Below are 25,855 nucleotides of genomic sequence, written 5' to 3'. Positions count from 1 at the left end.
TTAAATCTGAACGTTTAGCCTTCTACCCATTTTCCATCCTGGAACACCAGACTCCACTTGGTTTGTTTACCTTCAGCCGTTTCAGAACCCACATATTGTGACTGGTTCTTACGACTAAATTTCACCACGGTTGGGTTGCCTTCAGGATCAACATCTGGCGCCTGCAGCAGGAATTGATACTTCGGATCAAGCTGTTCCGCAACACTTCGTAATTCGGCCACTTTCGGGGCACGTGTTTCACGAATTTTCGGGAATTTACTTGCAGCCAGGAATAAACCAGCCGCGCCATCACGCAATACAAAGAAATCATCATGCTTGGTTGAGCGCAAGTGTTCCATTTTGATCGGATCAACACGTGGAGGTGCGGGCTGACCACTCTTCAAGACCTTACGGGTATTGTCACAGCTTGAGCAGGCAAAATACGGACCAAAACGACCAGTTTTCAACTGCATTTCACCATCACATTTATCACATGGAATGGTTGGGCCATCATAACCCTTGATCTTGAATTCACCTTCTTCAACTTCGTAACCATCACAATCCGGATTATTACCGCAGACATGTAATTTACGGCCACCATCAACCACATAGCTGTCCATCGCCGTACCGCATTTAGGACAACGATGTTTCGACATCAAATCAGCGGTTTCAGCACCGTCATCATCCGACAATGCAGCTAAAGACTCGACTGGTGTTAAATTCAGTGTACCCTTACAACGCTCTTTTGGTGGCAGGTTATAACCTGAACATCCCAAGAATACGCCTGTTGTTCCGGTACGTACCTGCATTGGGCGCGTACATTCAGGACATGGTACATCTGGCACTTCAACCGGCTGGTTACGGCGCATGCCGCTTTCGCCCTGTGCATTGGTCAAACGCTTTTTAAAGTCCCCGTAGAAAGTGTCTAACAGCTCTTTCCAGTTACGCTCACCTGTCGCTACACGGTCAAGCTGACCTTCTAAATCTGCGGTGAAAGCATAATTCATCAGGTTATTAAAACTTTCATCCAGACGATCCGTCACGATTTCACCCATCTTCTCGGCAAAGAGACGACGGTTTTCCAGTTTGACATAACCACGTTCTTGAATGGTTGAGATAATGGCAGCATAGGTCGATGGACGGCCAATGCCTTTTTTCTCAAGTTCTTTCACCAGAGAGGCTTCGGTAAAACGTGCAGGTGGTTTGGTAAAGTGCTGGCTTGGATCAAGCTTTTCTAACTTGAGGACTTCGCCTACTTTTACGGCTGGCAGTAACACATCATCATCTGATTTGTTGGCACCACGAACACGGGTAAAACCATCAAAGACTAAAGTACGGCCTTTGGCCTTTAACTCAACATTTGCCGCTTCAACCGTCAAAGTCGAAGATAAATATTCTGCTGGTGTCATTTGACAAGCGACGAACTGACGCCAGATCAAATCATATAAACGCTGGGCATCACGCTCTACACCCGCAAGTTTGTCACCCGTCAATCCGACATCGGATGGACGAATCGCTTCATGGGCTTCTTGCGCACCTGCTTTATTGCCATAACGATTTGGCTTGGCAGGAACATATTTTTCACCAAAATTTTGTTGAATATGATTACGTACCATATTCACCGCGTCATCACTCAAGAAGGTTGAGTCGGTACGCATATAGGTAATAAAACCGCCTTCATACAAACGCTGCGCCAACATCATGGTTTTCTTCACCGAGAAACCTAGACGGGTACTTGCTGCCTGCTGAAGAGTCGACGTGATATACGGTGCACTTGGATTCACCTTGGTCGGTTTATCTTCACGTAATGCAACTTTATATTCAGCATCTTTTAATACGCTTAATAGTGCATCGGTTTCAGCTTTATTCTTGAGTTTAAGCGTCTTACCAGCTTGTTTAACCGCTTCAAGACGAATGTCATCTTTCTTCGACAAGGTATCTGCAAATACCTGCCAGTATTCTTCCGGGATAAAGGCACGGATTTCACGTTCACGCTCGACCACCAGTTTGACTGCAACCGATTGTACACGGCCTGCCGATAAGCCACGGGCAATCTTTTCCCATAGCAATGGCGACACCATAAAGCCCACCACACGGTCAAGGAAACGACGTGCCTGTTGCGCATTGACACGGTTCAAATCGAGACGTGTTGGCTGTTTAAACGCTTCCTGAATGGCATTTTTAGTAATCTCGTTAAAGACCACACGATGGTAACGACTGTCATCCCCACCAATCACTTCTCTTAAATGCCAGGCAATCGCTTCCCCTTCTCTATCCAAATCCGTTGCGAGATAGATTGCATCGGCATCTTTGGCGAGTTTTTTCAGTTCGGCAACCACATGTTCTTTGCCTGGCAGCACTTCATAATGTGCAATCCAGTCATGTTCCGGATCAACACCCATACGATTAATCAGTGCAGATTGGGCTTTTTCCGCTTTTTGCTGTTCAGTCAGCTTGACACGCGTTGCAGGCTTCTTTTCAGTAGACTTCGCTCCGCCTCCTGTCGGTAAATCACGGACATGACCGACCGATGACTTCACCACAAACTGTGAGCCTAAATATTTATTAATTGTTTTCGCTTTTGCAGGCGACTCCACAATCACTAAGGCACGTTTCTTTGCAGCAGACGCGGAAGCTGCTGTGCTTTCTGAAGCAGAGCGTGGAGTTTTCGCCATAATAAATCGTTTTTCCTGTGTTCAATCAATAAATTAGCGTTGAGCCAATTCATGTAAATAAGTTTTTATCTGTTCAAGCTGTGTGGCTTTTAAGTCAGTTTCTTCATCCCAATACAGCCCAACACAGTTTGCCTGCATATCAATAGCATAAACTCCTTTTAATGCAATGGTTAAATCATTAAATTTCTGATCACCTTGCACGACCTGAAGCTTGCCATCAACGACTCTTGCACGCATAAGCGGCAGGCGGGCATCTGGAATCAGGACACTATAATAAGCCACCATGCTGGCACGCTTTTCCGATGCCATTGGAACTTTCGTCCATTCGGGTGCTGCGATTAAACGTGGATGCAAGCCCATTTTTCGTGCCTGATCGCGCATCATACCCAATGCTTTTTCTCGGGGACTGACACGTAAGCCAAAAATAGAGCCAAGTACAAACAGTACAATCGCAACTGTGATCCAAATTCCAATATTACTCATAAAGTTGCCCAAAACGTTCTTTTATTAGCGTTACATAACTTGAATCCAAAAGGCAAGTTACAACGTAAAAAATAATCTTGTATTCAACTCAAGCCCTTTTAAATCTCCCTTTTCAAAATCTCAAAAGCCTAAAATGTAAAATGCTTTTAACGCGATTACCTTATTCTTCGATCAGGGTTAATTTTCCGAATTGATCAAGATGTGCATCGCCCCAATTCTTCAATGCAACAATAATCTGTTCCAGACTACGACCTAAATCCGTTAAACAATATTCAACTTTTGGAGGAACCTGAGGATAAACCTCTCGATGCAAAATGCCATCTTGTTCTAATTCGCGTAGCTGATTGGTGAGCATTCTCTGGGTAATACTCGGTACACGCTTACGAATTTCATTAAAACGTAAGGTCCCCTCATTGAATAAATGCCAGAGAATGACACACTTCCATTTACCATCAATCAAACTGATGGCAGCTTCGACGGAACAGCCTGGAGAACAATCAAAACTCGAATGTCGCATTTTTGCCATTTTACAGTATCCTTTTTGACACTATGAGCGTTATTTGTCTGTAGTCACTAAAATCAAGCTTAAGTTATGCTGAGATTCCAATCAAGTGGAAGCAAAAACCATGAAAGCTGTGGCATACCAAAAGGCAGGTGCAATTACTTTAGACGATGCACTTGTAGACATTGAGATCGACTCACCTGTTGCACATGGACATGATTTACTCGTTCGTGTGCAAGCTGTTTCGGTTAATCCAGTCGATACCAAAATCCGGAACCATACAAGCGCAGAAGATCAGCAATGGAAGGTTCTGGGCTGGGATGCGGTTGGTGTGGTTGAGGCAATTGGCGAACACGTCACTCAATTCAAAATTGGTGACCAAGTCTGGTATGCAGGTGCTCTCAACCGACCAGGCAGTAATAGTGAATTACAATTGGTTGACGAGCGTATTGTCGGGCATAAACCAAAGTCACTCAATGCGAGCCAAGCAGCAGCGCTGCCTTTAACCGCCATTACTGCATGGGAAATGCTGTTTGATCGATTACAAGTTCCTCGGACTGCTGCTGAGAATACGTCCATCCTCATCATTGGCGGTGCAGGCGGTGTCGGTTCAATCACCATTCAGTTACTCAAACAGTTAACCAACCTGACCATCATCAGTACTGCATCTCGACCAGAGACTTCTGAATGGGTAAAACAGTTGGGCGCTGATTATGTCCTGGATCATCGACAAGCATTAGCCCCACAAATGAAGCAGCTCGGCTTAAGTGCCCCTTTATATGTATTTTCAACCACGCAAACCGATCAACATCTCGCTGATATTGCAGAACTGATTGCAGCACAAGGCCATTTCGGTTTAATCGATGATCCGGAGGAACTCGACATTAAGCCCTTTAAATCAAAGTCTGTTTCGGTTCACTGGGAATTTATGTTCACACGCTCTATGTACCAGACCGGCGATATGATCCAGCAGAGCCAACTTTTGAATCAAGTTGCACACTTGGTTGACCAAGGAAAGATTAAAACCACTGTAAGTCAGGTACTTTCGCCAATCAATGCCGAAAACCTAAAACGTGCACACCAACAAATCGAAAGTGGGACAACCAAAGGAAAAATTGTCCTGCATGGTTTCTAAATGCAATTATGCAACCTAAATCTTGCAGTCATGCCACTCGGCATTGCTGCAAGATTTATTAATAATGCGGTGGTTTATCATTTATCGGATCAAAAGCTGCAATTCCTTCCGATAAATCCGACGATTCAACCCGACGATATAAAAGTTGCATCTGTTTTTTTAGATCGGCAATTTCTTGGGTCTGAATTGCCAGTTGTTGATTCAATTGTTCAACTAAATCATCTAAAAATGCAATTCGGACTTGCAAATCTTCAATGGGTGCGGAAAATGACGCGTGATCATCAAATTTTTGTGGTTTAGTCATTTCAGACCTCATCTGAACTTTTAGGAAACATTATGGCCTATATTACTTTAAGGGATGTCCATCTCGCATTTGGCGGACCTGCCTTACTCGACGGCGCGAACTTTAACCTGGAACGTGGCGAACGAGTCTGTTTAATTGGTCGTAATGGCGAAGGTAAGTCTACTTTATTAAAACTGATTGAGGGAAGCCTGTTACCGGATAACGGCGAAGTTTCCATTCAAAACGGTTTAACGGTATCCATGTTAGCCCAAGATGTCCCAATGGACTCAGGTAAAGTTGCGGATATCGTTGCCGAAGGTGCAGGCGAAGCTGCCAATGTCTTAAAAGAATATCATGAAGCCAGCGATGCCTGCGTACTGGGCGATATGGAAGCCTGTGACCGTATGGGTATGCTGCAGCATAAACTGGATCAGCTTGATGGCTGGGCCTTAGAAAACAAGGTCAACTCGATTCTCAGTAAAATGGGACTTGATCCGAATGCTGACTTGGCAGATTTATCAGGCGGACGTAAACGTCGCGTACTGTTGGCGCGCGCTTTACTGACTCAACCCGATGTCCTGTTACTGGACGAACCCACCAACCATCTCGATGTGGAAAGTATCGAATGGCTCGAAAAATTCTTACTGGATCAGAATAACCTGACCCTGCTGTTCATCTCGCATGACCGTTCCTTTGTTGACAGTATCGCAACCCGTATTGTCGAGCTGGATCGTGGTATTTTGCGTAGCTACGAAGGTAACTACTCACGTTATCTCGACCTTAAAGCGCAGCAAATGGAAGCAGAAGAAAAGCAGAATGCTTTATTTGATAAAAAGTTAGCTGAAGAAGAAGCCTGGATTCGTCAAGGTATTAAAGCACGTCGTACCCGTAACGAAGGTCGTGTCCGTGCCTTGAAAGACTTACGTGAACAGTCTAAGGCACGTCGTTCACAACAAGGCAAGGTCAGCATGGCAACCCAAGAGGCCAATCGCTCTGGTAAGCTGGTGTTTGAAATTGAAAACCTGAGTGTAAGTTACGACAGCAAAGCCCTGATTAAAGATTTCTCTGCCATCGTGTTGCGTGGCGACCGGATCGGTCTGGTCGGTGACAACGGTGTCGGTAAAACTACCTTGATCAAAGCCATTCTGGGTGAAATCGAACATGGCGGTTCAGTCAAGACCGGTACACAACTTGAAATTGCCTATTTCGACCAGTTACGTAATGCGCTTGATCTGGAAAAGACCGTAATGGCGAACGTTTCAGAAGGCTCAGACTTTGTCGATGTCAATGGTAACCGCCGTCATATCTATAGCTATTTACAAGACTTTTTATTCTCTCCAGAACGTGCGCGTACACCGGTAAAAGCGCTTTCTGGTGGTGAACGCAACCGTATTCTCCTTGCAAAATTGTTACTCAAGCCATCCAACCTGATCGTGATGGATGAGCCAACCAATGACCTGGATATGGTGACGCTTGAGTTGCTGGAAGAAATGTTATCGGAATACAAAGGCACCTTGCTGCTGATCTCGCATGACCGTGCCTTTATGGATAACGTGGTCACCTCAACCTGGGTATTTGATGGTAAAGGCAATATTGATGAATACATCGGTGGCTATCAGGACTATCTAGAACAACGTCCAGACCAGAAAGTCGTTGATCAGAAAAGTGATGTGAAAAAAGCACAAGTCAAAGCTGAAGCGGCTGCTGCAATCGCTGCTGCACCAAAGAAAGTAAAACTCAGTTATAAAGATCAGCGTGCGCTTGAACAGTTACCTGCCGAGATTGAGGCCCTGGAAACGGAACAAGCCACCTTATCAGAGAAACTGGCTGATGGTTCATGGTTTGTCAGCGATGCCAATGCAGCGACTCAAGCCAGCCAGCGTCTCGCAGAAATTGACGAATTATTGCTAGAAAAGCTGGAACGTTGGGATGAGTTAGAAAATCTCAGCAAAGGCAATTAAATAACCAGTGAGCATCTATCTGTTCGGGGTAGATGCTCAACTTAAATCAACCCACTCCCCGCTATGCTAAATTGATCTTTCAGCTTTTGATAAATATTAAAATTCTCATCATCAAAACATACAAAAATGACTTCCGCTATAAACTGCCCCTGTTTTAATTCCTCAGTCACTGTTTTTAACGCAATTTGGGCAGCCAGCTGTTTAGGAAAACGGTAAATTCCAGTGGAAATATTTGGAAATGCAATAGATCTGAGTTTTAAATTTTCAGCAAGCCTGAAACTGTTCCGATACGCATTTTCCAACAATAACGCTTCCTCGTGCTGTCCATCGACCCAAGTAGGGCCAACGGTATGAATGACATATTTTGCAGGTAGCTTTCCGGCAGTCGTCAGCACCGCTTCACCTATGGTACAGCCGCCCTGTCTTGCCCGTATGTTTTGACATTCAGCCAAGATTTCGGCACCACCGTTTCGATGAATTGCACCATCCACGCCACCACCGCCAAGCAATGAGGTATTCGCTGCATTTACAATCGCATCTACAGCAAGCTGCGTGATATCCCCTTTGACTATTTTTATATTTTTCAAAGCAAACTCCTGTTGAAACCCTTCTTGATATCAGGGACATTTTACGTTTTATCTTACATTTAAAGTTGTAAAACATACTTCATGTTACACTGCTCCAAAATTCAACGTTATTCTCTCTACTAAGTTTATGAGTCAAAAGCAGTCTTATATACCTGGCGAATTTCAATGGGAATTTCTATTACCCAAGTATTGGAAAATCTGGATCGCCATTTTTTTTCTTATGTTATTGGCCATTCTCCCGTGGGCAATTCAGTGGCGCTTGGCACATGGCTTAGCGGGATTATTCTGGCATTTACTCAAGTCGCGCCGGAAAACCACCCTTCGGAATCTGGAACTTTGTTTTCCAGAATGGTCACCTGCGGAAGTTGAAGCTCAGGCCAAGCAAGTTTTTGTGGATATGATGCTGGGGGTTTTTGAAACCCTGAATGCTTGGTACTGCCCGCAATGGTTTAAGGGCCGTCATAGCATTGAAGGCTTAGAACATATCACCGAAGCAAAGGAGCAAGGCAAAGGCATCCTGTTACTGGGGACGCACAGTACCTTGCTGGATGCCGGCGGTTATATCTGTGCCCAGTATTTTGAGCCGGATGTGGTGTATCGTCCGCAAAACAATCCCATGCTGGATATGCTGATTTATCGTTGCCGTGCCACCATTTATCAGCACCAGATCGATCATGATGATATGCGCGGCTTGATCCGTCGCCTTAAAGACGGTGGCGCCATCTGGTATAGCCCGGACCAGGATTTCGGTTTAAAACAAGGTATCATGGCCCCTTTCTTTGGTGTCCCCGCAGCAACGGTCACGGCACATCGCCGTTTACTCAAAATTTCAAAAGCGGTTGCAATTCCACTGTATTTTTATCGTTACGGTGATGTCCGTAATCCACAATACAAAGTACTGATTGAACCGATTGTGGACAATATGCCAAGCGAAGATGAAGTGGGTGATGCGATTCGAGTCAATCAGATTATTGAAGCGCAATTACGTATCGCACCGACGCAATGGATGTGGTTCCACCGCCGTTTTAAAACCAGAGCCGAAGGCTACGAAAAAATTTACTAAGCGACAAAGAGCCGATCCATATCCATGAATCGGCTCTTTCTTTAATAAAACAACAAGACTTAATTCGGGAAAATCACGCCTGAGCTTAAATCGTAATAGGTTGGGGTGTTACTATAAACCGAGCCTAATTTCACATTGATAAACCAGCCTAGATTACCCTGATCTTGTAATCGGTTTTGCACTTCGCTCGCGAGATCGAGTTTATAAATCGCATCTTCGTTAAAGACCTTGGATTCAATACTGCTTGTGCTGCTGCTATCACGTTCAAATAAATAGCCTTTGGTGTTATAGAATTTAATCGTATTATCCTTATCAATCAGGTGATAACCTTCCGCGGCCTGCTGTTTGAGTAACAGGTCTAGCTTGGTTGGATTGTCATCATAGAATCCTGCTTCTGTTTTTGGCATTTCAAAATAGCGATAACTATAAGTACCGTTATGAGTACTGCTGTTTACACAGGTGGGTACATAAAACGTGCCATTGGTTGTACCGTTATAGGTAAAGGTACTGCCCGCATAAATTAACTTACAGCCCTGAGCCCCAAGCTGGTTAAATACTGCCAGGATATTAGCGCGGCTGGTATCGGTCAAGAACCGGTTGTCATAACTATAAGTCGCGGGCTTCTTGTCATTTTTAACAAATAAATATTTATAAGTATCACGTGGTGACTCACCCAGAGATGACTTATACACGAAGCCTGCAACGCCTTGTTTTTTAATTTCAGCCAGCCAGAACAGATAAATGTTGGCCACTACATTGGTGGTGACATCAGCGATTTTATAGCTATAGCTATCGGTCGAAGCATTATTTTTAATATATAAATTCTTAGGCTCAGGGAAATCACTATTGGGCTTTTTTACATCCAGAGAGTGACTGACCAAGGCAAAGCCCTGACGTCCCTGCTCATTAGCTTGCGCCAGGAAATTCTCGAGAGAGCTCTGGTTGTCTAACAGGCGATAGCTTGCGGTGGCTTTTTTTACAGTCGGTTTAAATAAGCTATAGCCCTCAACATTGGTACGGGTATAGCAGGTTACGGCCCTCGATGGATCAATCCCATCCATATAAGCTTGAATATCCTTGATGGTTGCCGTTGCGGGTACATCACACATCCCCTCACCTTTAAAGCCATAGGCGGCAGCAATACCATTCGGACGATATCGATCAATATATTTCACCCGGTTTGCTGTAGTTGTACCACTGCTTTCTGTCGCGGCAATCTCGGTAAGCAAAGCATCATCCGAAGCTACACTATAGGTTTTGATCACAGCCCCAGTACAATCTTCTTTTTCAAACTGACGTTTTTCAGTGGTAAAGCGAACACTATTATCTGACGTTTTATACACAGTTAAGTTTGTTCGTGCGCCTTCATAACAAAAGCCGCTTAACCAAGAACCAACAAAGCGGTCAGCCACGACTGGGGTTGGAGTTGGTGTCGGCGTTGGTGTTGGAGTCGGTGTAGGCGTTGGAGTCGGAGTCGGCGTTGGAGTCGGTGTGGAATCGGAATCATGATCCGAGCCACAGCCGACTAGTACTGCACAAGTCATGCTCAGTGCGAATTGTGTCCATATATTTTTCATTATTCTACCCTCTGTGTGATTTTTTCACATATTTATAGATGTGAAAATTTAACACTTTTTTGCTTGAGTGCAAATATATTTGTGCGTAAATTAATAACGAAAGGTCAAAAATAATTTATTGATGGGCTGAATGTATGGACACACAAGAAAACTTAGCCAGACAACTCAATGCCTTACCTCAAGAATGGCAACACTGGCTAGAAGAAAATTTAGAACGCGGCTGTCATCCCAATGATCTCGTCAGGATTCTGCGACGTGAAGGCTTAATTGATCTGGACAAAAACGTTGCGCCTCAAGCACCGCTAGAATCACCGCATTATCATCAACTCGAACAGATCGCATTAGAAAAACAGGAGCAACTGAGCAGCGCTTTTAATCCCCAGCAAAAAAAATGGCTTGCACAGGCGGTGTTGAATGGATCAGATCAAACCTATATTTATCAAAGCTTGCAACAACAGGGCTTAAGTGAAATTGATATCGCCCTTGAGCTGGTGCAGTTAAAGCAGCATCCTTATTTTCAAATCGCTCAAGAACAGCACTTTTTAGTGCAGAAAAGAAACTGGTTGCTCCGCACGCTCGACCATTTTGCCCGTTTAAATCCTGATTATCAGTCTCTGAGCCGTATCGCACTCCCCTCATTCGAGCAATTTCTTCAAGCCTATTACAGCCGTAACTTACCTGTTGTGCTCACAGGTTCAATCGACCATTGGCCTGCTTTACGCAAGTGGTCACCGCAGTATTTCAAAAAAACGGTTGGAAATCAGGAAATTGAAGTGCAGTTCAACCGTGAACAGGATCCCTTATTTGAACGCAACTCGGTGCAACATAAAACCAAGATGTTCATGCGGGAATTTGTCGATTTAATTGAACATACCTCACACTCGAATAATTTTTACATGACGGCCAATAATGCCAAAGCCAGCCAGACCAGTTTAGCCGCATTATTTCAGGATATTGATCATTTCCATGGTTATACAGATCATCGTCAGGTCTATGACCGTAGCTTTATCTGGTTTGGGCCCAAAGGCGCATTTACCCCTCTCCACCATGATTTGACCAATAATATTCTGGTTCAAATCTATGGCCGTAAAAAAGTCACCTTAATTCCGGCACTACAAGTCGCCAATTTATATAATGATGTCGCAGTATTCAGCAAAGTTGCCAATCCTTATCAACCCGATATAACAGAATCATTTCCAGACTTTGCCTTAAGCAGCAAAATCGAGTGCATACTAGAACCGGGTGAGGCTTTATTTATTCCTCTCGGCTGGTGGCATTGTGTCGAGAGCCTGGATATCTCCATCAGTGTGTCATTTACTCATTTTAATATCGACAATAGTGGCGCTGAATCTTTTCCCACGTCCAGCTATAGCTAAGACCGGATCAGTCAATGACTGATCCTGCTTCAACTTTTCAGGTGCTTTAATGGTAAAACCAACCCATCCGGTCATGACCGAAAACGAATTATCTGCCGACAATACCCAGGGCATCATTGCCCAGCAGGCAGAAACCACCTTGGAAAGCATTTTTCCAATGATGCAGCATATTGCGCGCTGGTTGATTCATTCTGGGGTAGGTTATACCGACTTTGTTGCTGCCTTGAAACCGATCTTTTATGAACAGGCGCTTGCAGAACTCGACCGGATTCAACAGAATAAAACCGATTCAGCAGTGAGTTTATTATCCGGTCTACACCGTAAAGATGTCAGTGCATTTAGGCAACAGGCCGCTCAAACTTCCAGCGAAGCACCCAATTTTGCCATTAGCGTCCCCGCCCGCGTCATTGCACGCTGGATTGCACTGGATCTTCCCCATCAGATTCCGGTTTCTGGTGAAGCAGATAGCTTTGAAGCCCTGGTTAAGCATATCTCGACCGAAAAGCATCCGCGTTCAATTCTTTTTGAACTGCAACGTTTAGGTGTAGTTGAACAACAAGGCCAGCAGGTGGTTTTGCAACAAAATAGCTTTACACCGGATAATCAAATGCAAGAAAGTAAGGCGCTCTTCTCTGCCAACCTGACCGACCATTTAGCGGCTGGAATAGATAACTTTATCAGTGAAAAACCGTTTACTCATCTGGAACAGGCCGTCCATGCCGAGAGACTAACTGTCCAGTCGGTAGAAGCACTTCGCCAACTCAGTCTCGACCTTTGGCAAGATATGGCAAAACAATTATTAAATGCTGCCATCCATCATTGCGAACACGACCATAATCAAGCAGATGCCACCCATCAATTCCGTTTTGGTGTGTACCAATACGATCGCCAGATAAAACTGCAAGTGCCTTATCTCTTTAAGGATTAATAAAAATGAAAATAATACTTTTCCCAAGCATTTTTTTAGTTTCAGCCATGGCATTGACCGCATGTGGTGAAAATTTTTCTGCGGCCAATGTCAGCTTGGGAGGAAGTGGTTCGGGAACACTAAAACCCTTGCCGGGTGGAAATAATGGCGGGATCTCCAATCCGTCAACCGGTGATAAGGATGAACGTTATGAGTACGTTATCGCGATCCCAAAAGAGAGCCAAAGTACTTGTAAAGGCATACAGCGCACGATGCGTTTTATTGATGCTGAAACCAAACAGCCGTTCCCCGTCAATTCACTACAGCCCTTGGCGATGGCACCTTTACAGATTGAAATTATTAACACGACCTCCGATTATGTCTATCAGCGTGTACCACTTTGCCGTCCAATTGAATTTCAGGTTGGCGATACCATCATGTTTCATGGCCAATCATTGAGATGCGCAACAGATCAAGATGAAATCCAGATCTTGCGCCCTTATGAAACCCGCCGCTATGAGCTGGATCTCAGCTTTGCCGAGACAGAATTGCCATTGATCGTCAACTATAACGCTGTTTATGGCACAGACTTACCAAACATTGACACGGCATGGGAAAAATGTGAGGTCGCCCAGATCATGGTACCGATTTATAAAAAATCGGTACCTAAACACCCTGAACGTATTGAACCACCGCACCCTGATACTGAAATAGCGGCAGGAGAGAAAACTAAAGCATCTGAAGGAATAAAAAATTAAAACCCGAGCCTTGCATCCTGCAAAACTCGGGCAAATGAGGTTGTGCTTTCACGTTATTTTTATTGGGTTGCGTCCATCGCATGCATCATATCCATGATGACTGTTCCATCTCAGCGCTGCTTATCCTTAATCGGAAATCCATTCCTGCATCCTTGTGCTGATGTATTTAGAATAAATCTTTTGTGGTGCTGGGACTATTCGTTACAAACTTAAATCCATGTACGAAATAACGTACATTAATTAGTTAAAGTTTAAAATCACGTACTTTACCTCAGCTCTGTCGTTTGCATGAACCGCCTGCTCTACAATGTCGCAGCTCACTATTTATGCGGTTGCGCCAAAGGATCAGTCACCTCTTTCTCCTCTTCCTCTGCTTTCTCTATGCCTTCCTGTATGGCCTTTTGGGCTTCCTGTTCATCTTCCGCAGTCTGTTGCAAAGATTGCTGTTGTTGCTCAAACAGACGGTCCGTTTGTAAAACCACATAAATCGGAAAATGATCTGAACCGATATGGGATAAACGTTTCATCTTGACCAAACCAAAATCCGTACTATGAAAGATGTGGTCTAGGGACCAGCGCAGTAAAGGATAGTCGGCATGGAAGGTATTCATAAAATAGCGCCCAACCCGTGGATCAAGTAAACCGCTAATACGCTGGAATAAACGCGTTGTTCGCGACCACGCTACATCATTCAGATCACCCATTACAATGCAGCTCTGATCGAGATCTTTAATTTGATCGCCGACGATCAAGAGTTCAGCATCTCGTAAAGTTGAGTCCTTCGCCTCGGTAGGACTTGGCGGTTTAGGGTGTAAACAATATAACTGGACCTGCACCCCCGACTTCAAGGTCAGGCAGGTATGAATTGAAGGGATTTCATCACTTAAGATGAACTTAACGTCGGTATCATTTAACGGCAAACGGCTATACAGGTGCATTCCGTATAGATTTTCTAAGGGTACGGGTACCCGAAAAGGATAATCTGCTTCAATTTTGCTTAAAGCTTGTTGCCATGCGGCATTGGATTCAAGCGTCAGCACTACATCAGGTTTTAGTTTTTCAATATGCTCAAGCAAGAGATGATATTGATGATTAGGAGTCAGTACATTCGCAATCAGCAGCGAAATTTGCTGTTCCGGATTGCGTTGCGATGGCTTTACTTTTTGAACCTGTTTTTTCCATAATGGTGTATAAGGCAGTACCATTTTGAGCTGATAAGCCACTGCGGCCACCAACCCTAGAAAAAACAGCTCAGTGCTTAAGGTCCAGTCCGACAGTCCAAATAACATTACACCAGCAGTCACAATCCCCAATGCCAAGATCTGTAATCTGGGAAAATCAGCACCCCGGATCCACCATTCATCTCTCGGGATTAATGACCAAAATGAAAGCCATATCACCACTGCTGCGCAAATCTGAATCCACATCATGTTCATTTTTCTCTTAGGGATAGCATAGATTTACAATAAAGCTGTCGCTTTATCAATTTTCTCTCTAATATAAACAAGATATTCCACTCAATAAACTGACTGTTTTAGTTCGCTAAAGCTTGCAGTTGTGGACGCTTTTGATACACTCAAACCCCTTTTAATTTTTTTACATACCGAGGCACAATGACATGAAAGTAGGTCTGGTCGGTTGGCGTGGGATGGTGGGTTCTGTCCTGATGCAACGTATGGTTGAAGAGAATGATTTTGCTCATATTGAGCCATTCTATTTCTCTACCAGTAATGCAGGTGGTGAAGCGCCTGCATTTGGCGGTAAGACTGCCCCAGCACTTATGGATGCAACGGACATTAACAGTCTGAAGCAAATGGATGTCATTTTAACCTGCCAAGGTGGTGATTACACATCTGAAGTTTTCCCGAAACTCAAAGCTGAAGGTTGGGATGGCTACTGGATTGATGCAGCGTCTACCTTGCGTATGGCGGATGATGCAATCATCGTTCTTGATCCAGTGAACTTGAACGTGATCAAAGATGGTTTAGTGAATGGCACTAAAACTTTCGTTGGCGGTAACTGTACGGTTTCACTGATGTTGATGGGCTTAGGTTCATTGTTCCAGAACAATCTGGTGGAGTGGGCAACATCAATGACGTATCAGGCAGCATCGGGTGCAGGCGCGCAAAACATGCGTGAACTGATCACCGGTATGGGCTATCTGTATAACAACACCAAAGAATTACTGGATGATCCTAAATCTGCAATTCTTGATATTGATCGTCAAATTGCTGACTTGCAACGTGGCGAAGGCTTCCCGAAAGCAAACTTCGGCGTGCCATTGGCAGGGTCTTTGATTCCATATATCGACAAACAGCTCGAAAGTGGTCAATCAAAAGAAGAATGGAAAGGTCAGGTTGAAACCAACAAGATCCTCGGTAACCAGCAGATCGTTCCGATCGATGGACACTGTGTCCGTATCGGTGCGATGCGTTGTCACTCTCAAGCGATTACCTTGAAACTGAAAAAAGATGTGGCACTGGACGAGATCGAAGATATGATTCGCAACTCGAGCCAATGGGCAAAAGTGGTTCCGAATACTCGTGAAGCGTCCATGACTGATCTTACCCCAGTTGCAGTCACAGGGACTTTAACTGTGCCAGTCGGCCGTTTACGCAAGCTGAATATGGGTAAAGAATATCTCGGTGCATTCACGGTTGGTGACCAGTTACTCTGGGGCGCTGCAGAGCCGTTGCGTCGTATGCTTCGTATTCTGGTTGAATACAAGAACGCTTAAGCAAAAATCCCGAAAAATCAAAAGCCGATCACATTTGATCGGCTTTTTTATGTCGATGAATAATGAAGAATTTACAATTCATTTACATCACGGTAATGTATACTTTTTTCTGACCATCACATCACTTTTTCATGGATCGAGATGACTGTTTATAACAAATTAAAAATTGCCATTTTAACCATAATTTCTTCGCAACATCTTTATGCCATTACACTTGATCCACTGCAAATCCAGTCTGCGCCAGGTGAGTTACTGTATGCTGAAATGAGTTTCCATCAAGCAGATCTCAACTCGAAATTTGATGTGAGTCTGGCAACACCGGAAGACTTATTGATGATTGGCGCCGCCCATCAGCCGCCTTCAAATCTGAACTTCTTTACACGCCGTAATAATCAGGGCGAAGGTGTCATTGTCATCACCTCTTCCCGACCAATGACCGATGCTGAATTGAATATCATTATAAAAATACAGGAAGGTGGTGCTTCTCATTTAAAGCATATTCGACAATCCATGCGCCAGGCAGCAAAGCCTCCGCTCAGCGCAAAAAGTAATAATGAAAAATCACTGACACCCAAATTTATTGTCAGTGAAAAAGATATTGCCTTAAACCTGCCTGAGAGTACCCGTTTCAATGTTGCAAACAGCAATACCAAAACTGCGGTTAAACAGGAAACCCTGCTAAATGCCCCTTTTGCCTTACCACCTGCATTAAAAAAACAATCCGCTTCTGAACCGATCAATGCAGCCGTAATATCAGTTGCCACGCCTGTCAATGCAGAACCCTCTGTAGCAGCACCACAGCAGCAAACCGTACCGAATATAGAAACTAAAGCAGAGAAAGCAGCCGAAGCTACTGCTCTTAAACAGGACAATGTTCAAACAGCCCAAGCATCTTCAGTCGCAACATCTACAGTTCAACCGGAAAATGAGCTCAAAAATACGGCCTTAAAGGCTGTTGAAGATGCAAAGAAAACCAAAGCACAATATCAGGCCAAAGAACGTTCCACACCGGTCAAGCAAAAAGTACCTGTGCAGAATACGTCAATGCCATCTACGGAGACTGCACAACAACATGTGGTACAGCGCAATGAATCGCTATGGAGTATTGCACAACGCATCGCAGGACAAACCCAACAGCCTGTTGCCCAGGTAATGCATCAAATCAAGGCACAAAATGAGCATGCTTTTATTGGCGGCAATGCAAACCGGCTCAGACAAGGCTCACATTTGAATTTTAATGTCAGCGCCACAGCTACACCGCAGCCTAAAAATATCAATCAGATTGCAGCCCAAACTCAACGCGCTGCAACAGCCAAAGCAAAATATCGCTTGCAACAAGCAGAAATGTCCTTAGTTGCTGAAAGTCATCAAGATTCAAGTACGGGAAGTGCCAAAAAAGACACATTACAACAAAAAACCAGTGCAGACTTGTCATTAAAAGTTATGACAGCACGAGAAAAAACCGTTACATTACAAAGAAACGTCACCCAGTTAGAACTGGCACTGCATCAAAAGGAACAACGTATTCAGCTGTTAAATGCCCGGCTCGCCGAGTTACAGGATCAGTTGAAAGCACAGCAGGAAACTAAAAAGTCAACACGCTAGGTGACGAGAATATTCTCATAAATTTGCATAAAAGCGGCGCTATCTTTAAGGGGTAAAGATCATGTCAAATATCATCATTGTACTACTGGTCATTGTGCTGGTGGTGGCGATCTTTTTAAAAAAACGTGAAAGTAATCAGGCCAATGCTGCACCAAAAAAAGGTACAGCGAAAACACCGAAAAAGGCTGCGACCAAAACCGCTTCACGTACAACGCTCGTTCGGGAAGAACAGGAACTTGCCCCTCAAGTTAGCACTGCAATTTCTGAAAGCCTGCGCCAACAGCTTGAAAGAAACATTCAAAGTGGTAATTTTCAAGCCGCTGAAGCACAAATCAATCAGTCTTTGAAACAAGATAACTCTCAACATGAGCTGTATCTGTTTTTGCTGGAGATTCATCTCAAACAGAAAGATGATTTTGCAATTGATCAACTGATCAAACACGTGCATGCACTCAAACTTGAAGATATTGCACAAGCCGCAGAAATCAAACATCGTGAATATCTACAGAATAAACAGCCAGATTCAATCGAATTTAACTCGACCAGTTTTCATCAGACACCTACAGCAGCTGAACCCGTCGCTCAAAACAATAGTGCTGATTTTGATGCGTTGGTGCAAACACCTGCAGCACAGTCTTTTGATGATTTACAATCTCAATATAACGCGCCTGCAGAAGAAGCCAAACCTGTAGAACCAGCGCCTGAAGTACAGCCTCTAGATTTCAACTTTTCGTTTGAACAAAAGGAAACGGTTGAGCCCGCCCCTACACCTGTTGAAACACCTGAAGCAAAACAGCAGCAGCCGCTTGAGTTTTCTTTTGATCTGGATTCCACCCCAGCGCAGACTGAACAAGCCAAAGTTGAAGACACTAAACCTGAATTAGACTTTAACTTTGCGGATTTAGACGTTGTTCCAAATCAGCCTGAAGCTAAACAGCAAAGTACAGAAACAGTACCAGGCCTTGATTTCAGTTTTGAACCGTCTCAAGCGCAAGTTGAAGAAAAAGCCCCGATTGAAAAGACTGAATTTTCATTTGACACTGTAGCGCCCGCACCTGTTGCTGAACCTAAAGTTGAATTTACACCAGCACCAGCTCAAACATCAGCAAGTCATGATCCACTGGTACAATCCTTCCCGGATTTGCAACAACTGGATGAAGCACAGTTAAATCTGGAACTGGCTGAACAGTATATTGAACTTGGCGCTTATCAATCTGCCCGTGAACTGTTAAAAAACACGTCAACATTGAATGCAGAGCAACAACAACGTTCAGAAATTTTACTGAATAAAATAGCTTCCTGAATTTGATCAGTCTAATATAAGCAGTCTCTAAGACTGCTTTTTTTATGATGAAAAAAATCGCTTTAATCTATATGGGTGGGACTTTTGGCTGTATTGGCGAACCGTTAATGCCAATGCCGGAACAGGACTTTTTACCGCTACTCGGCAAGGTGATCCCACCGCATTTACAGGTCGAATGCTTCGCTGCACCCAGTATTAAAGATAGCAGCGCCTGCACAGCATCCGACTGGCTGCAACTGGTCCAACAAATCCAGCAACTCCAACTGAATGGCTTCCAGCATTTCGTGATTATTCACGGAACCGATACGCTCAGTTATGCGGCAGCCACACTGGCACGCTTCTTAGGCCATTCTTGCCATGCCATTATTACCGGCAGTCAATACCCATTACTGAATATTGAAGGCAACGATACCCGTGAATTTACCGATGCCATCGGCAATTTATACCTGGCCCTAGAGCAGGTATTGAGTCTACCAAGCGGAGTTTATCTGGCCTTTCATCAACAAATCTTCCATGCCCAAACCACGCTAAAAGCACATACCACCGAGCTAGATGCTTTTGTCGGAATCAAGGCAGAGCAAAATTGCCAGACCACGGCCGATGATTTTTTGATCCACAATCAACATATCGAAAAAGCAGCGCAACTGAACATACTCAACCTGATGTTACAGCCGATTGCCAAAGAACAACTGGTCACGCAGTTAAAAAATCTTGCGCTTGCGCCACCCAATTTTCTGGTTTTACAAGGTTTCGGAACAGGCAATATTGCCGTCAATGATGAAATCCTTGGGTTATTCGAAACGCTTTATCAGCAGCAATGTCTGCCGATTATTAGCACACAGGTCACCTTCGGGCAGCTGGATCAACGTTATGCCGTCAGTTCATGGATTCAATCTGCCAAAGTTTTGGTCAATGATTGCCATAGCCATGCCGATTTATATGCAAAAGCCCTGCAAATGTATTTAAAATACCCGACCCACGAACAGTGGTTCGAACATTGGCAGCAACACTAATATTGAGGTGAGAACATGCAACGTTATGCAATAGGTATTGAATTTTGCGGTACTCAATACCGTGGTTGGCAAACCCAACAGGCTGGCGTTGTCACTGTGCAGGAAACCATTGAAAAAGTACTGAGTCGTATTGCCAATGAACCGATCGTGTTGCATGGCGCGGGCCGTACCGATGCCGGTGTGCATGCAACCAATATGGTGGCGCATTTTGATACCGAAGCGATCCGTCCGGAACAAGGCTGGATTCGTGGGGCCAACAGTCAACTGCCCAAGGATATTTCGATTCAGTGGATTAAATGCATGGATGAAAACTTCCATGCGCGTTTTAAGGCGGTGGCACGTCGTTATCGTTATGTGGTGTATAACGCCCCGACTCGCCCAGCATTGCTGTACAAGCAAGTCACGCATCTTTATCAAACGCTTGATGTCCAGAAAATGATTGAGGCTGCATCCAAATTTGAAGGCACGCATAATTTCGAAACCTTTCGTGCAGCAGCCTGTCAGTCGAATCAACCGGTACGTCACGTCAAACATTGCCGCTTGTTTGAGCATGGCCGTTATCTGGTACTCGACATTCAGGCAGATGGTTTTTTACATCATATGGTGCGCAACATCATGGGCTGCCTGCTTGAAATCGGTCAAGGCATGTATGACATCGACCATATCGATACCATGTTTGCCGCAGAAGATCGTACTGCTGCCGGTATTACCGCCCCTTCCGATGGTCTTTATTTTATTCAGGCCTATTATCCAGATGAGTTTGAATTACCGAAGATGCCTTTAGGCCCGCAGTGGCTCAATTTACCTGATTGATTCCAAATCCATGAACCAATAAAAAAAGCCTGATCAATTTGACCAGGCTTTTTTTATCTAAACAAGATTAACGCTGTTTACGCTTACGATATTCAACAGGTGTTTCATTGGTCCAGCGTTTAAACGCACGATAGAACGTACTAGGCTCAGAAAAACCGGTTAAATATACAATACGTTCCACACTTTCACTGGTATTTGCCAAGAGTTTTTTCGCCAGACGACAGCGATAGTCTGAAAGAATTTGCTGGAAGCTGGTATTGGCTTCACTCAATTGCGTTCTTAAGCGACGCGGTGTGATATTCAATTGTGCAGCAACCGTTTCCAGTGTCGTTTCTCCACTTTCCAAGGTCGAGCCAATGGCACGGCGCACTTCTCCAACCAGATCGTATCGCGCCAGCTCCTGTAATTTTTCAATCGCCAGTTGCTCATGCAATTGCAGTAATTCCGGCTCAGCTTGCCACAATGGATAGTCCAGCACTGCAGCATCAAAATAAAGACGTGTTTCTTTTTGTCCTAAGCTGACCGGGCAACCATAGACCCTGAAATATTCATCATCAGTAGCGCCTTCACTGAAATTAAAATCAATGTAGATTGGCTCAAACTGCCCTTCGGTAATAAATTTAAAGAAACGTAAAATGCCCGACATGGCACATTCGGAAAAATGGCGATTGACCAAATTATCCGGCCAGAACTGTTCACCATTGGTCAAATAGCAGCGGCCATCTTCAATAATCAGCTTGGCATCAAAGGCATCACTAATCAGGCGCTGGTAGGCTAAAGCGCGCTTTAATCCTTCGCCAAAAGTTTCACTACTGATAAAAAGGTGTTCAATCACCTGACCACGATATAAAGGTAAATGCTCACCGAGATGTAATCCAATATCCGGATCCTTGCTCACGTCCTGTGCAGCAATCCAGAAGGCATTTTGTGCACTCAGTGGCGTTCTCGCATTGGTATCAACCTGATTTAGCGCCACGCCGGCTTTTGTTAAAATCTCTTCGGTTGGTAATCCTGCTTTACGAATTGCCTGATAACCAAAGCGCAATACAACTGATGCATCTGTTAGCTGACCCACGCAGTGCCCTTCCCTGTAGATACGTTATTATGACAATGAACAACAATTTTAGATTAACGTTGATTGACCAAACTGACAACAATATTCTGCTTATTTTGTTAAAAAAAATCCTAAATTGTCTGACAGTTTCTTTCGGTTAATAACTGACAGCCTTGCTGCGACTTGATCTTGTAAATTTTAAATAAATTGACTATAATTTGCGCCTTCCCAATTTGATCATCAGGTAGGCTATGGCCAATAAAGAGGAACTCATTGAGTTCGAAGGCGTTGTCACCGAAACGCTTCCTAATACGATGTTCCGTGTACGTTTAGAAAACGGTCACGAAGTTATTGCTCACATTTCTGGTAAAATGCGTAAACACTATATTCGTATTTTGACAGGTGACAGTGTAAAAGTTGAAATGACACCTTATGATTTAACCAAGGGTCGTATCACTTATCGTGCACGCTAAGTCAGATTAGTGAATGCAAAAAAGCCACATTTGATGTGGCTTTTTTTATATCCCGGGATTGGTTTACTCACTTAGACGTGTGGTTTTACATGCGCCCGCTTCGCACTCACGAAGACGTTCTTGTAGCCAGTTGTTACGCTCTTGGGTCATGCTTAAACGGCATTGAATATTCGCCATGCTTTGCAAGTCTTCACTACATTCAACATCACGATAACGAATCCATGCCAGCTGGGATTTCTTCAAAATTTTTTGTTGGGTATCATTCAGGTATTTACGTAATAACTGATAGTTTTTATTCAAATCCGTATCAGCACTCACATAAATTTTATTGGTACAGTAAACGTCATCATAACCACTACGTGTCTTATCACAATTATCCGCATAACTTAGTGTCGCCATCACACTACTCATCAATCCGAATATTAACCTGTGCATCAAACTTTCCACATCTTTTAACTCTCGGGCCCATCTAAGCATATTTTGATGTTGTTTAATATTACCCAAAAGTAGACAAGTTTGTACATTTTTGTCTTTATTCACGCTATGATGAGAAGAGAAAGGATGCCAAATCATTCAGGAAAATAACATGGCAAATTATAAACACTCTCTGACCGCTTTTATGCTGGGCTTATCAGGATGTGCAACCTCAGGATGGCAATCCGTCCAGCTGCAAGACTATTTACAGCCCTATATTGGCCAATCTGCCGATCAGATCCAGCAAAACCTGAACTTGCGAAGCCTGGGCTTCCAGACCTTAAAGCAACCCCAGCGAAGCAAAGAAAGTTTGGTTTTTACTGTACTTCGCCCCATCAATATCCCGGTCCCCGTTGCACAGGCCTATGGAGATCCAAGCTCGCCGATGAGTGGTTCGGTACGTTTAGGTTCGATCTCGACCAGTCAGCAATCATATGATGTGAATTTCTACTGTCATATTATTTTCGAGCTGGATCAGCAGCAAATCGCCCGTGCTATCCGTTATGAAGGTAAGGCCTGTTAAATACCCCATAAAAAAACGCAGCCATTGCTGCGTTTTTACTTTCGATACCGCTTAGTTCAGCGCAGTAACAACCGCTGCACCCATCGCATCTGTACCCACTTTGGTCATGCCTTCAGACATGATGTCAGCAGTACGTAAACCTTGATCCAGTACCTGACCGACCGCATCTTCAATTGCCTTAGCAGCCGCTTCTTCGCGGAAGGTATAACGCAACATCATCGCCACTGACAGTACCGTTGCCAATGGATTGGCAATATTCTGTCCTGCGATATCAGGTGCAGAGCCATGGCAAGGTTCATACATGCCTTTGCCATTTTCATCTAAAGAAGCCGAAGGCAACATGCCGATTGATCCCGTCAACATTGCTGCTTCGTCAGACAGGATATCGCCAAACAGGTTACCAGTGACGATGACATCAAATTGCTTTGGTGCACGCACCAGTTGCATCGCGGCGTTATCGACATACATGTGCGATAACTGGATATTTGAATATTGGGCTTGCTGTAAATCAGTCACCGTTTGCTTCCACAACTCAGTCACTTCAAGTACGTTAGCTTTATCGACCGAACATACTTTGCCACCACGTAATCCAGCCAGTTCAAAAGCAACTTTAGCAATACGCTTGATTTCGCTTTCAGCGTAAACGTCAGTGTTATAGCCTTGTTTTTCCCCATTTTCGAGTTCACGAATACCACGCGGCTGACCAAAATAGATCCCGCCCGTTAATTCACGAACAATCAAAATATCCAGACCTGCAACAATTTCTGGCTTCAAACTCGAGGCATCTGCCAATTGCGGATATAAAATGGCTGGCCGAAGGTTGGCGAATAAATTTAATTCACTACGGATTTTCAATAAACCACGTTCTGGACGGATTGAACGCTCGATTGTGTCCCATTTAGGACCACCCACGGCCCCCAGTAAAATGGCATCAGCTTTTTTTGCCTGTTCACTGGTCACAGCTGGATACGGCTCACCATATGCATCAATGGCAGAGCCCCCCAGTAAACCATGTTCCCATGTCAAACCTAGATTAAATTTATCATTGACCTTGGTTAAAACCTGTTCTGCTGCAGCTACGATTTCAGGACCAATGCCATCACCCGCTAAAATTAAAATATGTTTAGACATCTACTTTTCCAGTTTTCATATAAGCAGTTTTGATACTGCGAGCCGATTAAACCTTTTTCTCAACAAACTCACCTAGACCTGTACTGACATCAAAAGGACGGCAGAAACGGCGAATGGTATGTTGCTCTTGCTGTAAATCTACACATAGCGGATCAGGTACAGATACCTTGAGTAAACTGCCTGATGAGCGATGTGTTCTGTCTCGATACATTTTAAAGGTATAGCGCACATGCGGTTTGAACGCATGAATGACATGGAAAGTTTCTGCACGATCAGGAGAAATAGGGTAGAAACGAATGACCACTTCATATTGCTTGGCAGGCACACTTAAATACACCTGCTGTTTCCGGCTGAATACCGAGCCATGTAATCGAACAATCCCCTGCTCCATCGCCTGCTGGCTGATCCGGTGGGTCTTTGCATCAATCACTGCAATATTACCAATTCGTTCAAACTCACAATTCTCAACGCCTGAACAATATAAAGTCGTATTGTCCGCTTTACTTTCCAGCGTATTCTGTGCAATACGAACCTGATCGACCACGTTCGGTGCATTTTGACACGCGGTTAAAGTCGTACCAACACATAGACACAGTAAAATACTGCGAGCGAGTCTTCTTCTCATTATTCAAGCCCAGTCCTCATGCCTTGTTAACATGTAAGCAAAAAATTAGTCGCTAGCATGTTAACAAGAGTTCAATGTCTGCGCTATGGCTATGTTAAAAATGTCCAAGACGAAGTGCAATTTCGTCCACCCCAATTAAGCCTGAATGTCCTGAAACACCCAAGGACGTACCTGTTTCGCTTTCGCTTCATAGGCACGAATATCCTCTGCAACCTGCAAGGTTAAGCCGATATCATCCAGACCATTCAATAAACAATGTTTACGGAATGGATCAACTTCAAATTTAAATGCCTGACCTGACGGGGTACGAACTTCCTGTGCATCCAGATCAATCGTTAACTGATATCCTTCGGTTTCAGCACATTCCTTAAATAACTGATCCACAATCTGTTCAGACAAGATCACAGGCAACATGCCATTTTTAAAGCAGTTATTAAAGAAAATATCGGCAAAGCTTGGCGCAATCACGGTACGGAAGCCATATTCACTCAAAGCCCACGGCGCATGCTCACGACTCGAGCCACAACCGAAATTGGTCCGTGCCAATAAGATGCTAGAACCTTGATAACGCGGCTTGTTTAACACGAAATCCGGATTTTTCGGACGCTTGCTAATGTCCTGTCCCAAATAACCTTCATCCAGATAGCGCAACTCATCAAATAAATTGTCACCAAAACCTGTACGTTTGATTGATTTCAAAAACTGTTTTGGAATAATCAAGTCAGTATCGACATTGGCACGATCTAAAGGTGCAACAATCCCTTGTTCTACAGTATATTTTTTCATGATTGTTTCCTAGAAAATCTGTAACCTCTCCC

The 25,855-nt window shown here is 44.1% G+C and carries 25 protein-coding genes; 13 read left to right on the top strand and 12 right to left on the bottom strand.

What is annotated here, in order from left to right:
- Window positions 1–14: 14 nt before the first annotated feature.
- The 3 genes from topA to ACNQO6_RS03955 all read right to left on the bottom strand — a co-directional run bounded on the left by topA (window position 15) and on the right by ACNQO6_RS03955 (window position 3,663).
- Window positions 15–2,654 (bottom strand): type I DNA topoisomerase, encoded by a 2,640-nt coding sequence (gene topA / locus ACNQO6_RS03965; protein WP_343581691.1) that lies wholly within the window; start codon window positions 2,652–2,654, stop codon window positions 15–17.
- 33 nt (window positions 2,655–2,687) lie between these two features.
- Window positions 2,688–3,137 (bottom strand): ammonium transporter, encoded by a 450-nt coding sequence (locus ACNQO6_RS03960; protein WP_343581690.1) that lies wholly within the window; start codon window positions 3,135–3,137, stop codon window positions 2,688–2,690.
- Window positions 3,138–3,297: 160 nt separating this feature from the next.
- Window positions 3,298–3,663: a winged helix-turn-helix transcriptional regulator gene (locus ACNQO6_RS03955; RefSeq protein ID WP_440208167.1), complete on the bottom strand. Its 366-nt coding sequence runs from the start codon at window positions 3,661–3,663 to the stop codon at window positions 3,298–3,300.
- 100 nt (window positions 3,664–3,763) lie between these two features.
- On the opposite strand from ACNQO6_RS03955, the gene ACNQO6_RS03950 reads away from it, so the two are divergent.
- Window positions 3,764–4,774, top strand: a complete 1,011-nt coding sequence (locus tag ACNQO6_RS03950; protein ID WP_440208166.1) for a zinc-binding alcohol dehydrogenase family protein — start codon at window positions 3,764–3,766, stop codon at window positions 4,772–4,774.
- A 58-nt stretch (window positions 4,775–4,832) separates the two neighbouring features.
- Here ACNQO6_RS03950 and ACNQO6_RS03945 read toward each other — a convergent pair whose 3' ends face one another.
- The gene (locus tag ACNQO6_RS03945; protein ID WP_440208165.1) at window positions 4,833–5,078 is read right to left on the bottom strand and encodes a SlyX family protein; all 246 of its coding nucleotides are present in this window, start codon (window positions 5,076–5,078) and stop codon (window positions 4,833–4,835) included.
- Window positions 5,079–5,110: 32 nt separating this feature from the next.
- Here ACNQO6_RS03945 and ACNQO6_RS03940 point away from each other — a divergent pair, with 32 nt between their 5' ends.
- Window positions 5,111–7,018: an ATP-binding cassette domain-containing protein gene (locus tag ACNQO6_RS03940; protein WP_440208164.1), complete on the top strand. Its 1,908-nt coding sequence runs from the start codon at window positions 5,111–5,113 to the stop codon at window positions 7,016–7,018.
- Window positions 7,019–7,059: 41 nt separating this feature from the next.
- Here the strand turns inward: ACNQO6_RS03940 and ACNQO6_RS03935 are convergent, their stop codons facing one another.
- Window positions 7,060–7,605 carry an O-acetyl-ADP-ribose deacetylase gene (locus tag ACNQO6_RS03935; RefSeq protein ID WP_343579983.1) on the bottom strand — a complete coding sequence of 182 codons (546 nt, stop codon included), beginning with the start codon at window positions 7,603–7,605 and terminating at the stop codon, window positions 7,060–7,062.
- Between the two features lie 127 nt (window positions 7,606–7,732).
- Between ACNQO6_RS03935 and ACNQO6_RS03930 the strand changes: the two genes are divergently transcribed.
- Window positions 7,733–8,668 carry an LpxL/LpxP family acyltransferase gene (locus ACNQO6_RS03930; protein WP_440208163.1) on the top strand — a complete coding sequence of 312 codons (936 nt, stop codon included), beginning with the start codon at window positions 7,733–7,735 and terminating at the stop codon, window positions 8,666–8,668.
- A 59-nt stretch (window positions 8,669–8,727) separates the two neighbouring features.
- Here the strand turns inward: ACNQO6_RS03930 and ACNQO6_RS03925 are convergent, their stop codons facing one another.
- On the bottom strand, window positions 8,728–10,245 hold the full coding sequence (locus ACNQO6_RS03925; protein WP_440208162.1) for a PT dipeptide repeat lipoprotein: 1,518 nt from the start codon (window positions 10,243–10,245) through the stop codon (window positions 8,728–8,730).
- Window positions 10,246–10,379: 134 nt separating this feature from the next.
- Here ACNQO6_RS03925 and ACNQO6_RS03920 point away from each other — a divergent pair, with 134 nt between their 5' ends.
- The 3 genes from ACNQO6_RS03920 to ACNQO6_RS03910 are packed head-to-tail and all read left to right on the top strand — an operon-like array spanning window position 10,380 to window position 13,286.
- Window positions 10,380–11,621: a cupin-like domain-containing protein gene (locus tag ACNQO6_RS03920; protein WP_440208161.1), complete on the top strand. Its 1,242-nt coding sequence runs from the start codon at window positions 10,380–10,382 to the stop codon at window positions 11,619–11,621.
- A 49-nt stretch (window positions 11,622–11,670) separates the two neighbouring features.
- Window positions 11,671–12,549: a DUF6502 family protein gene (locus ACNQO6_RS03915; RefSeq protein WP_440208160.1), complete on the top strand. Its 879-nt coding sequence runs from the start codon at window positions 11,671–11,673 to the stop codon at window positions 12,547–12,549.
- 5 nt (window positions 12,550–12,554) lie between these two features.
- Window positions 12,555–13,286, top strand: coding sequence for a hypothetical protein (locus tag ACNQO6_RS03910; RefSeq protein ID WP_440208159.1), 732 nt, complete (start codon window positions 12,555–12,557; stop codon window positions 13,284–13,286).
- A gap of 320 nt (window positions 13,287–13,606) precedes the next feature.
- Here the strand turns inward: ACNQO6_RS03910 and ACNQO6_RS03905 are convergent, their stop codons facing one another.
- A complete protein-coding gene (locus ACNQO6_RS03905; protein WP_440208158.1) occupies window positions 13,607–14,716 on the bottom strand; it encodes an endonuclease/exonuclease/phosphatase family protein in 1,110 nt (369 codons plus the stop codon).
- Between the two features lie 188 nt (window positions 14,717–14,904).
- Here ACNQO6_RS03905 and asd point away from each other — a divergent pair, with 188 nt between their 5' ends.
- The 5 genes from asd (at window position 14,905) to truA (ending at window position 20,757) form a co-directional block, all read left to right on the top strand.
- Complete coding sequence (gene asd, locus ACNQO6_RS03900; protein ID WP_032876148.1) at window positions 14,905–16,023, top strand: aspartate-semialdehyde dehydrogenase; 1,119 nt, start codon at window positions 14,905–14,907, stop codon at window positions 16,021–16,023.
- A gap of 141 nt (window positions 16,024–16,164) precedes the next feature.
- Complete coding sequence (locus ACNQO6_RS03895; protein WP_440208157.1) at window positions 16,165–17,628, top strand: FimV domain-containing protein; 1,464 nt, start codon at window positions 16,165–16,167, stop codon at window positions 17,626–17,628.
- 61 nt (window positions 17,629–17,689) lie between these two features.
- Entirely contained in the window at window positions 17,690–18,931 is a 1,242-nt protein-coding gene (locus ACNQO6_RS03890) for a FimV domain-containing protein (protein ID WP_440208156.1), read from the top strand.
- Window positions 18,932–18,975: 44 nt separating this feature from the next.
- Complete coding sequence (locus ACNQO6_RS03885) at window positions 18,976–19,944, top strand: asparaginase domain-containing protein (RefSeq protein WP_440208155.1); 969 nt, start codon at window positions 18,976–18,978, stop codon at window positions 19,942–19,944.
- 15 nt (window positions 19,945–19,959) lie between these two features.
- On the top strand, window positions 19,960–20,757 hold the full coding sequence (gene truA / locus ACNQO6_RS03880) for a tRNA pseudouridine(38-40) synthase TruA (protein ID WP_440208154.1): 798 nt from the start codon (window positions 19,960–19,962) through the stop codon (window positions 20,755–20,757).
- Window positions 20,758–20,824: 67 nt separating this feature from the next.
- On the opposite strand, the gene ACNQO6_RS03875 is transcribed toward truA, so the two are convergent.
- Complete coding sequence (locus tag ACNQO6_RS03875) at window positions 20,825–21,832, bottom strand: AraC family transcriptional regulator (protein WP_440208153.1); 1,008 nt, start codon at window positions 21,830–21,832, stop codon at window positions 20,825–20,827.
- Window positions 21,833–22,062: 230 nt separating this feature from the next.
- Between ACNQO6_RS03875 and infA the strand changes: the two genes are divergently transcribed.
- Window positions 22,063–22,284 carry a translation initiation factor IF-1 gene (infA, locus tag ACNQO6_RS03870; protein ID WP_001284370.1) on the top strand — a complete coding sequence of 74 codons (222 nt, stop codon included), beginning with the start codon at window positions 22,063–22,065 and terminating at the stop codon, window positions 22,282–22,284.
- Between the two features lie 63 nt (window positions 22,285–22,347).
- Here the strand turns inward: infA and ACNQO6_RS03865 are convergent, their stop codons facing one another.
- The gene (locus ACNQO6_RS03865; RefSeq protein ID WP_440208152.1) at window positions 22,348–22,719 is read right to left on the bottom strand and encodes a lysozyme inhibitor LprI family protein; all 372 of its coding nucleotides are present in this window, start codon (window positions 22,717–22,719) and stop codon (window positions 22,348–22,350) included.
- A gap of 151 nt (window positions 22,720–22,870) precedes the next feature.
- Here ACNQO6_RS03865 and ACNQO6_RS03860 point away from each other — a divergent pair, with 151 nt between their 5' ends.
- Window positions 22,871–23,281, top strand: coding sequence for a hypothetical protein (locus ACNQO6_RS03860; protein ID WP_343579968.1), 411 nt, complete (start codon window positions 22,871–22,873; stop codon window positions 23,279–23,281).
- 51 nt (window positions 23,282–23,332) lie between these two features.
- Here the strand turns inward: ACNQO6_RS03860 and leuB are convergent, their stop codons facing one another.
- The 3 genes from leuB to leuD all read right to left on the bottom strand — a co-directional run bounded on the left by leuB (window position 23,333) and on the right by leuD (window position 25,823).
- Complete coding sequence (gene leuB / locus ACNQO6_RS03855; protein ID WP_343579967.1) at window positions 23,333–24,412, bottom strand: 3-isopropylmalate dehydrogenase; 1,080 nt, start codon at window positions 24,410–24,412, stop codon at window positions 23,333–23,335.
- 46 nt (window positions 24,413–24,458) lie between these two features.
- Window positions 24,459–25,037: a hypothetical protein gene (locus ACNQO6_RS03850; protein ID WP_343579966.1), complete on the bottom strand. Its 579-nt coding sequence runs from the start codon at window positions 25,035–25,037 to the stop codon at window positions 24,459–24,461.
- Between the two features lie 135 nt (window positions 25,038–25,172).
- A complete protein-coding gene (gene leuD, locus ACNQO6_RS03845; RefSeq protein WP_440208151.1) occupies window positions 25,173–25,823 on the bottom strand; it encodes a 3-isopropylmalate dehydratase small subunit in 651 nt (216 codons plus the stop codon).
- Window positions 25,824–25,855 lie beyond the last annotated feature (32 nt).

The organism is Acinetobacter calcoaceticus (genome assembly GCF_051947995.1).
In the GTDB taxonomy this organism is placed as follows: domain Bacteria; phylum Pseudomonadota; class Gammaproteobacteria; order Pseudomonadales; family Moraxellaceae; genus Acinetobacter.
Note: the sequence above shows the minus strand (reverse complement) of the source record. Positions and strands in the feature narration are given on the sequence as shown.

Bases quoted from the DNA above. Each gene is read 5' to 3' on its own strand.
- ACNQO6_RS03950 (WP_440208166.1), top strand. From the start codon at position 3,764: ATGAAAGCTGTGGCATACCAAAAGGCAGGTGCAATTACTTTAGACGAT.
- leuB (WP_343579967.1), bottom strand. From the start codon at position 24,412: ATGTCTAAACATATTTTAATTTTAGCGGGTGATGGCATTGGTCCTGAA.
- ACNQO6_RS03895 (WP_440208157.1), top strand. From the start codon at position 16,165: ATGACTGTTTATAACAAATTAAAAATTGCCATTTTAACCATAATTTCT.
- ACNQO6_RS03865 (WP_440208152.1), bottom strand. From the start codon at position 22,719: ATGCACAGGTTAATATTCGGATTGATGAGTAGTGTGATGGCGACACTA.
- ACNQO6_RS03910 (WP_440208159.1), top strand. From the start codon at position 12,555: ATGAAAATAATACTTTTCCCAAGCATTTTTTTAGTTTCAGCCATGGCA.
- ACNQO6_RS03960 (WP_343581690.1), bottom strand. From the start codon at position 3,137: ATGAGTAATATTGGAATTTGGATCACAGTTGCGATTGTACTGTTTGTA.
- leuD (WP_440208151.1), bottom strand. From the start codon at position 25,823: ATGAAAAAATATACTGTAGAACAAGGGATTGTTGCACCTTTAGATCGT.
- ACNQO6_RS03885 (WP_440208155.1), top strand. From the start codon at position 18,976: ATGATGAAAAAAATCGCTTTAATCTATATGGGTGGGACTTTTGGCTGT.
- ACNQO6_RS03860 (WP_343579968.1), top strand. From the start codon at position 22,871: ATGGCAAATTATAAACACTCTCTGACCGCTTTTATGCTGGGCTTATCA.
- ACNQO6_RS03920 (WP_440208161.1), top strand. From the start codon at position 10,380: ATGGACACACAAGAAAACTTAGCCAGACAACTCAATGCCTTACCTCAA.
- truA (WP_440208154.1), top strand. From the start codon at position 19,960: ATGCAACGTTATGCAATAGGTATTGAATTTTGCGGTACTCAATACCGT.
- ACNQO6_RS03940 (WP_440208164.1), top strand. From the start codon at position 5,111: ATGGCCTATATTACTTTAAGGGATGTCCATCTCGCATTTGGCGGACCT.
- ACNQO6_RS03850 (WP_343579966.1), bottom strand. From the start codon at position 25,037: ATGAGAAGAAGACTCGCTCGCAGTATTTTACTGTGTCTATGTGTTGGT.
- infA (WP_001284370.1), top strand. From the start codon at position 22,063: ATGGCCAATAAAGAGGAACTCATTGAGTTCGAAGGCGTTGTCACCGAA.
- ACNQO6_RS03945 (WP_440208165.1), bottom strand. From the start codon at position 5,078: ATGACTAAACCACAAAAATTTGATGATCACGCGTCATTTTCCGCACCC.
- ACNQO6_RS03930 (WP_440208163.1), top strand. From the start codon at position 7,733: ATGAGTCAAAAGCAGTCTTATATACCTGGCGAATTTCAATGGGAATTT.
- ACNQO6_RS03915 (WP_440208160.1), top strand. From the start codon at position 11,671: ATGGTAAAACCAACCCATCCGGTCATGACCGAAAACGAATTATCTGCC.
- ACNQO6_RS03890 (WP_440208156.1), top strand. From the start codon at position 17,690: ATGTCAAATATCATCATTGTACTACTGGTCATTGTGCTGGTGGTGGCG.
- ACNQO6_RS03905 (WP_440208158.1), bottom strand. From the start codon at position 14,716: ATGATGTGGATTCAGATTTGCGCAGCAGTGGTGATATGGCTTTCATTT.
- asd (WP_032876148.1), top strand. From the start codon at position 14,905: ATGAAAGTAGGTCTGGTCGGTTGGCGTGGGATGGTGGGTTCTGTCCTG.
- ACNQO6_RS03925 (WP_440208162.1), bottom strand. From the start codon at position 10,245: ATGAAAAATATATGGACACAATTCGCACTGAGCATGACTTGTGCAGTA.
- topA (WP_343581691.1), bottom strand. From the start codon at position 2,654: ATGGCGAAAACTCCACGCTCTGCTTCAGAAAGCACAGCAGCTTCCGCG.
- ACNQO6_RS03955 (WP_440208167.1), bottom strand. From the start codon at position 3,663: ATGGCAAAAATGCGACATTCGAGTTTTGATTGTTCTCCAGGCTGTTCC.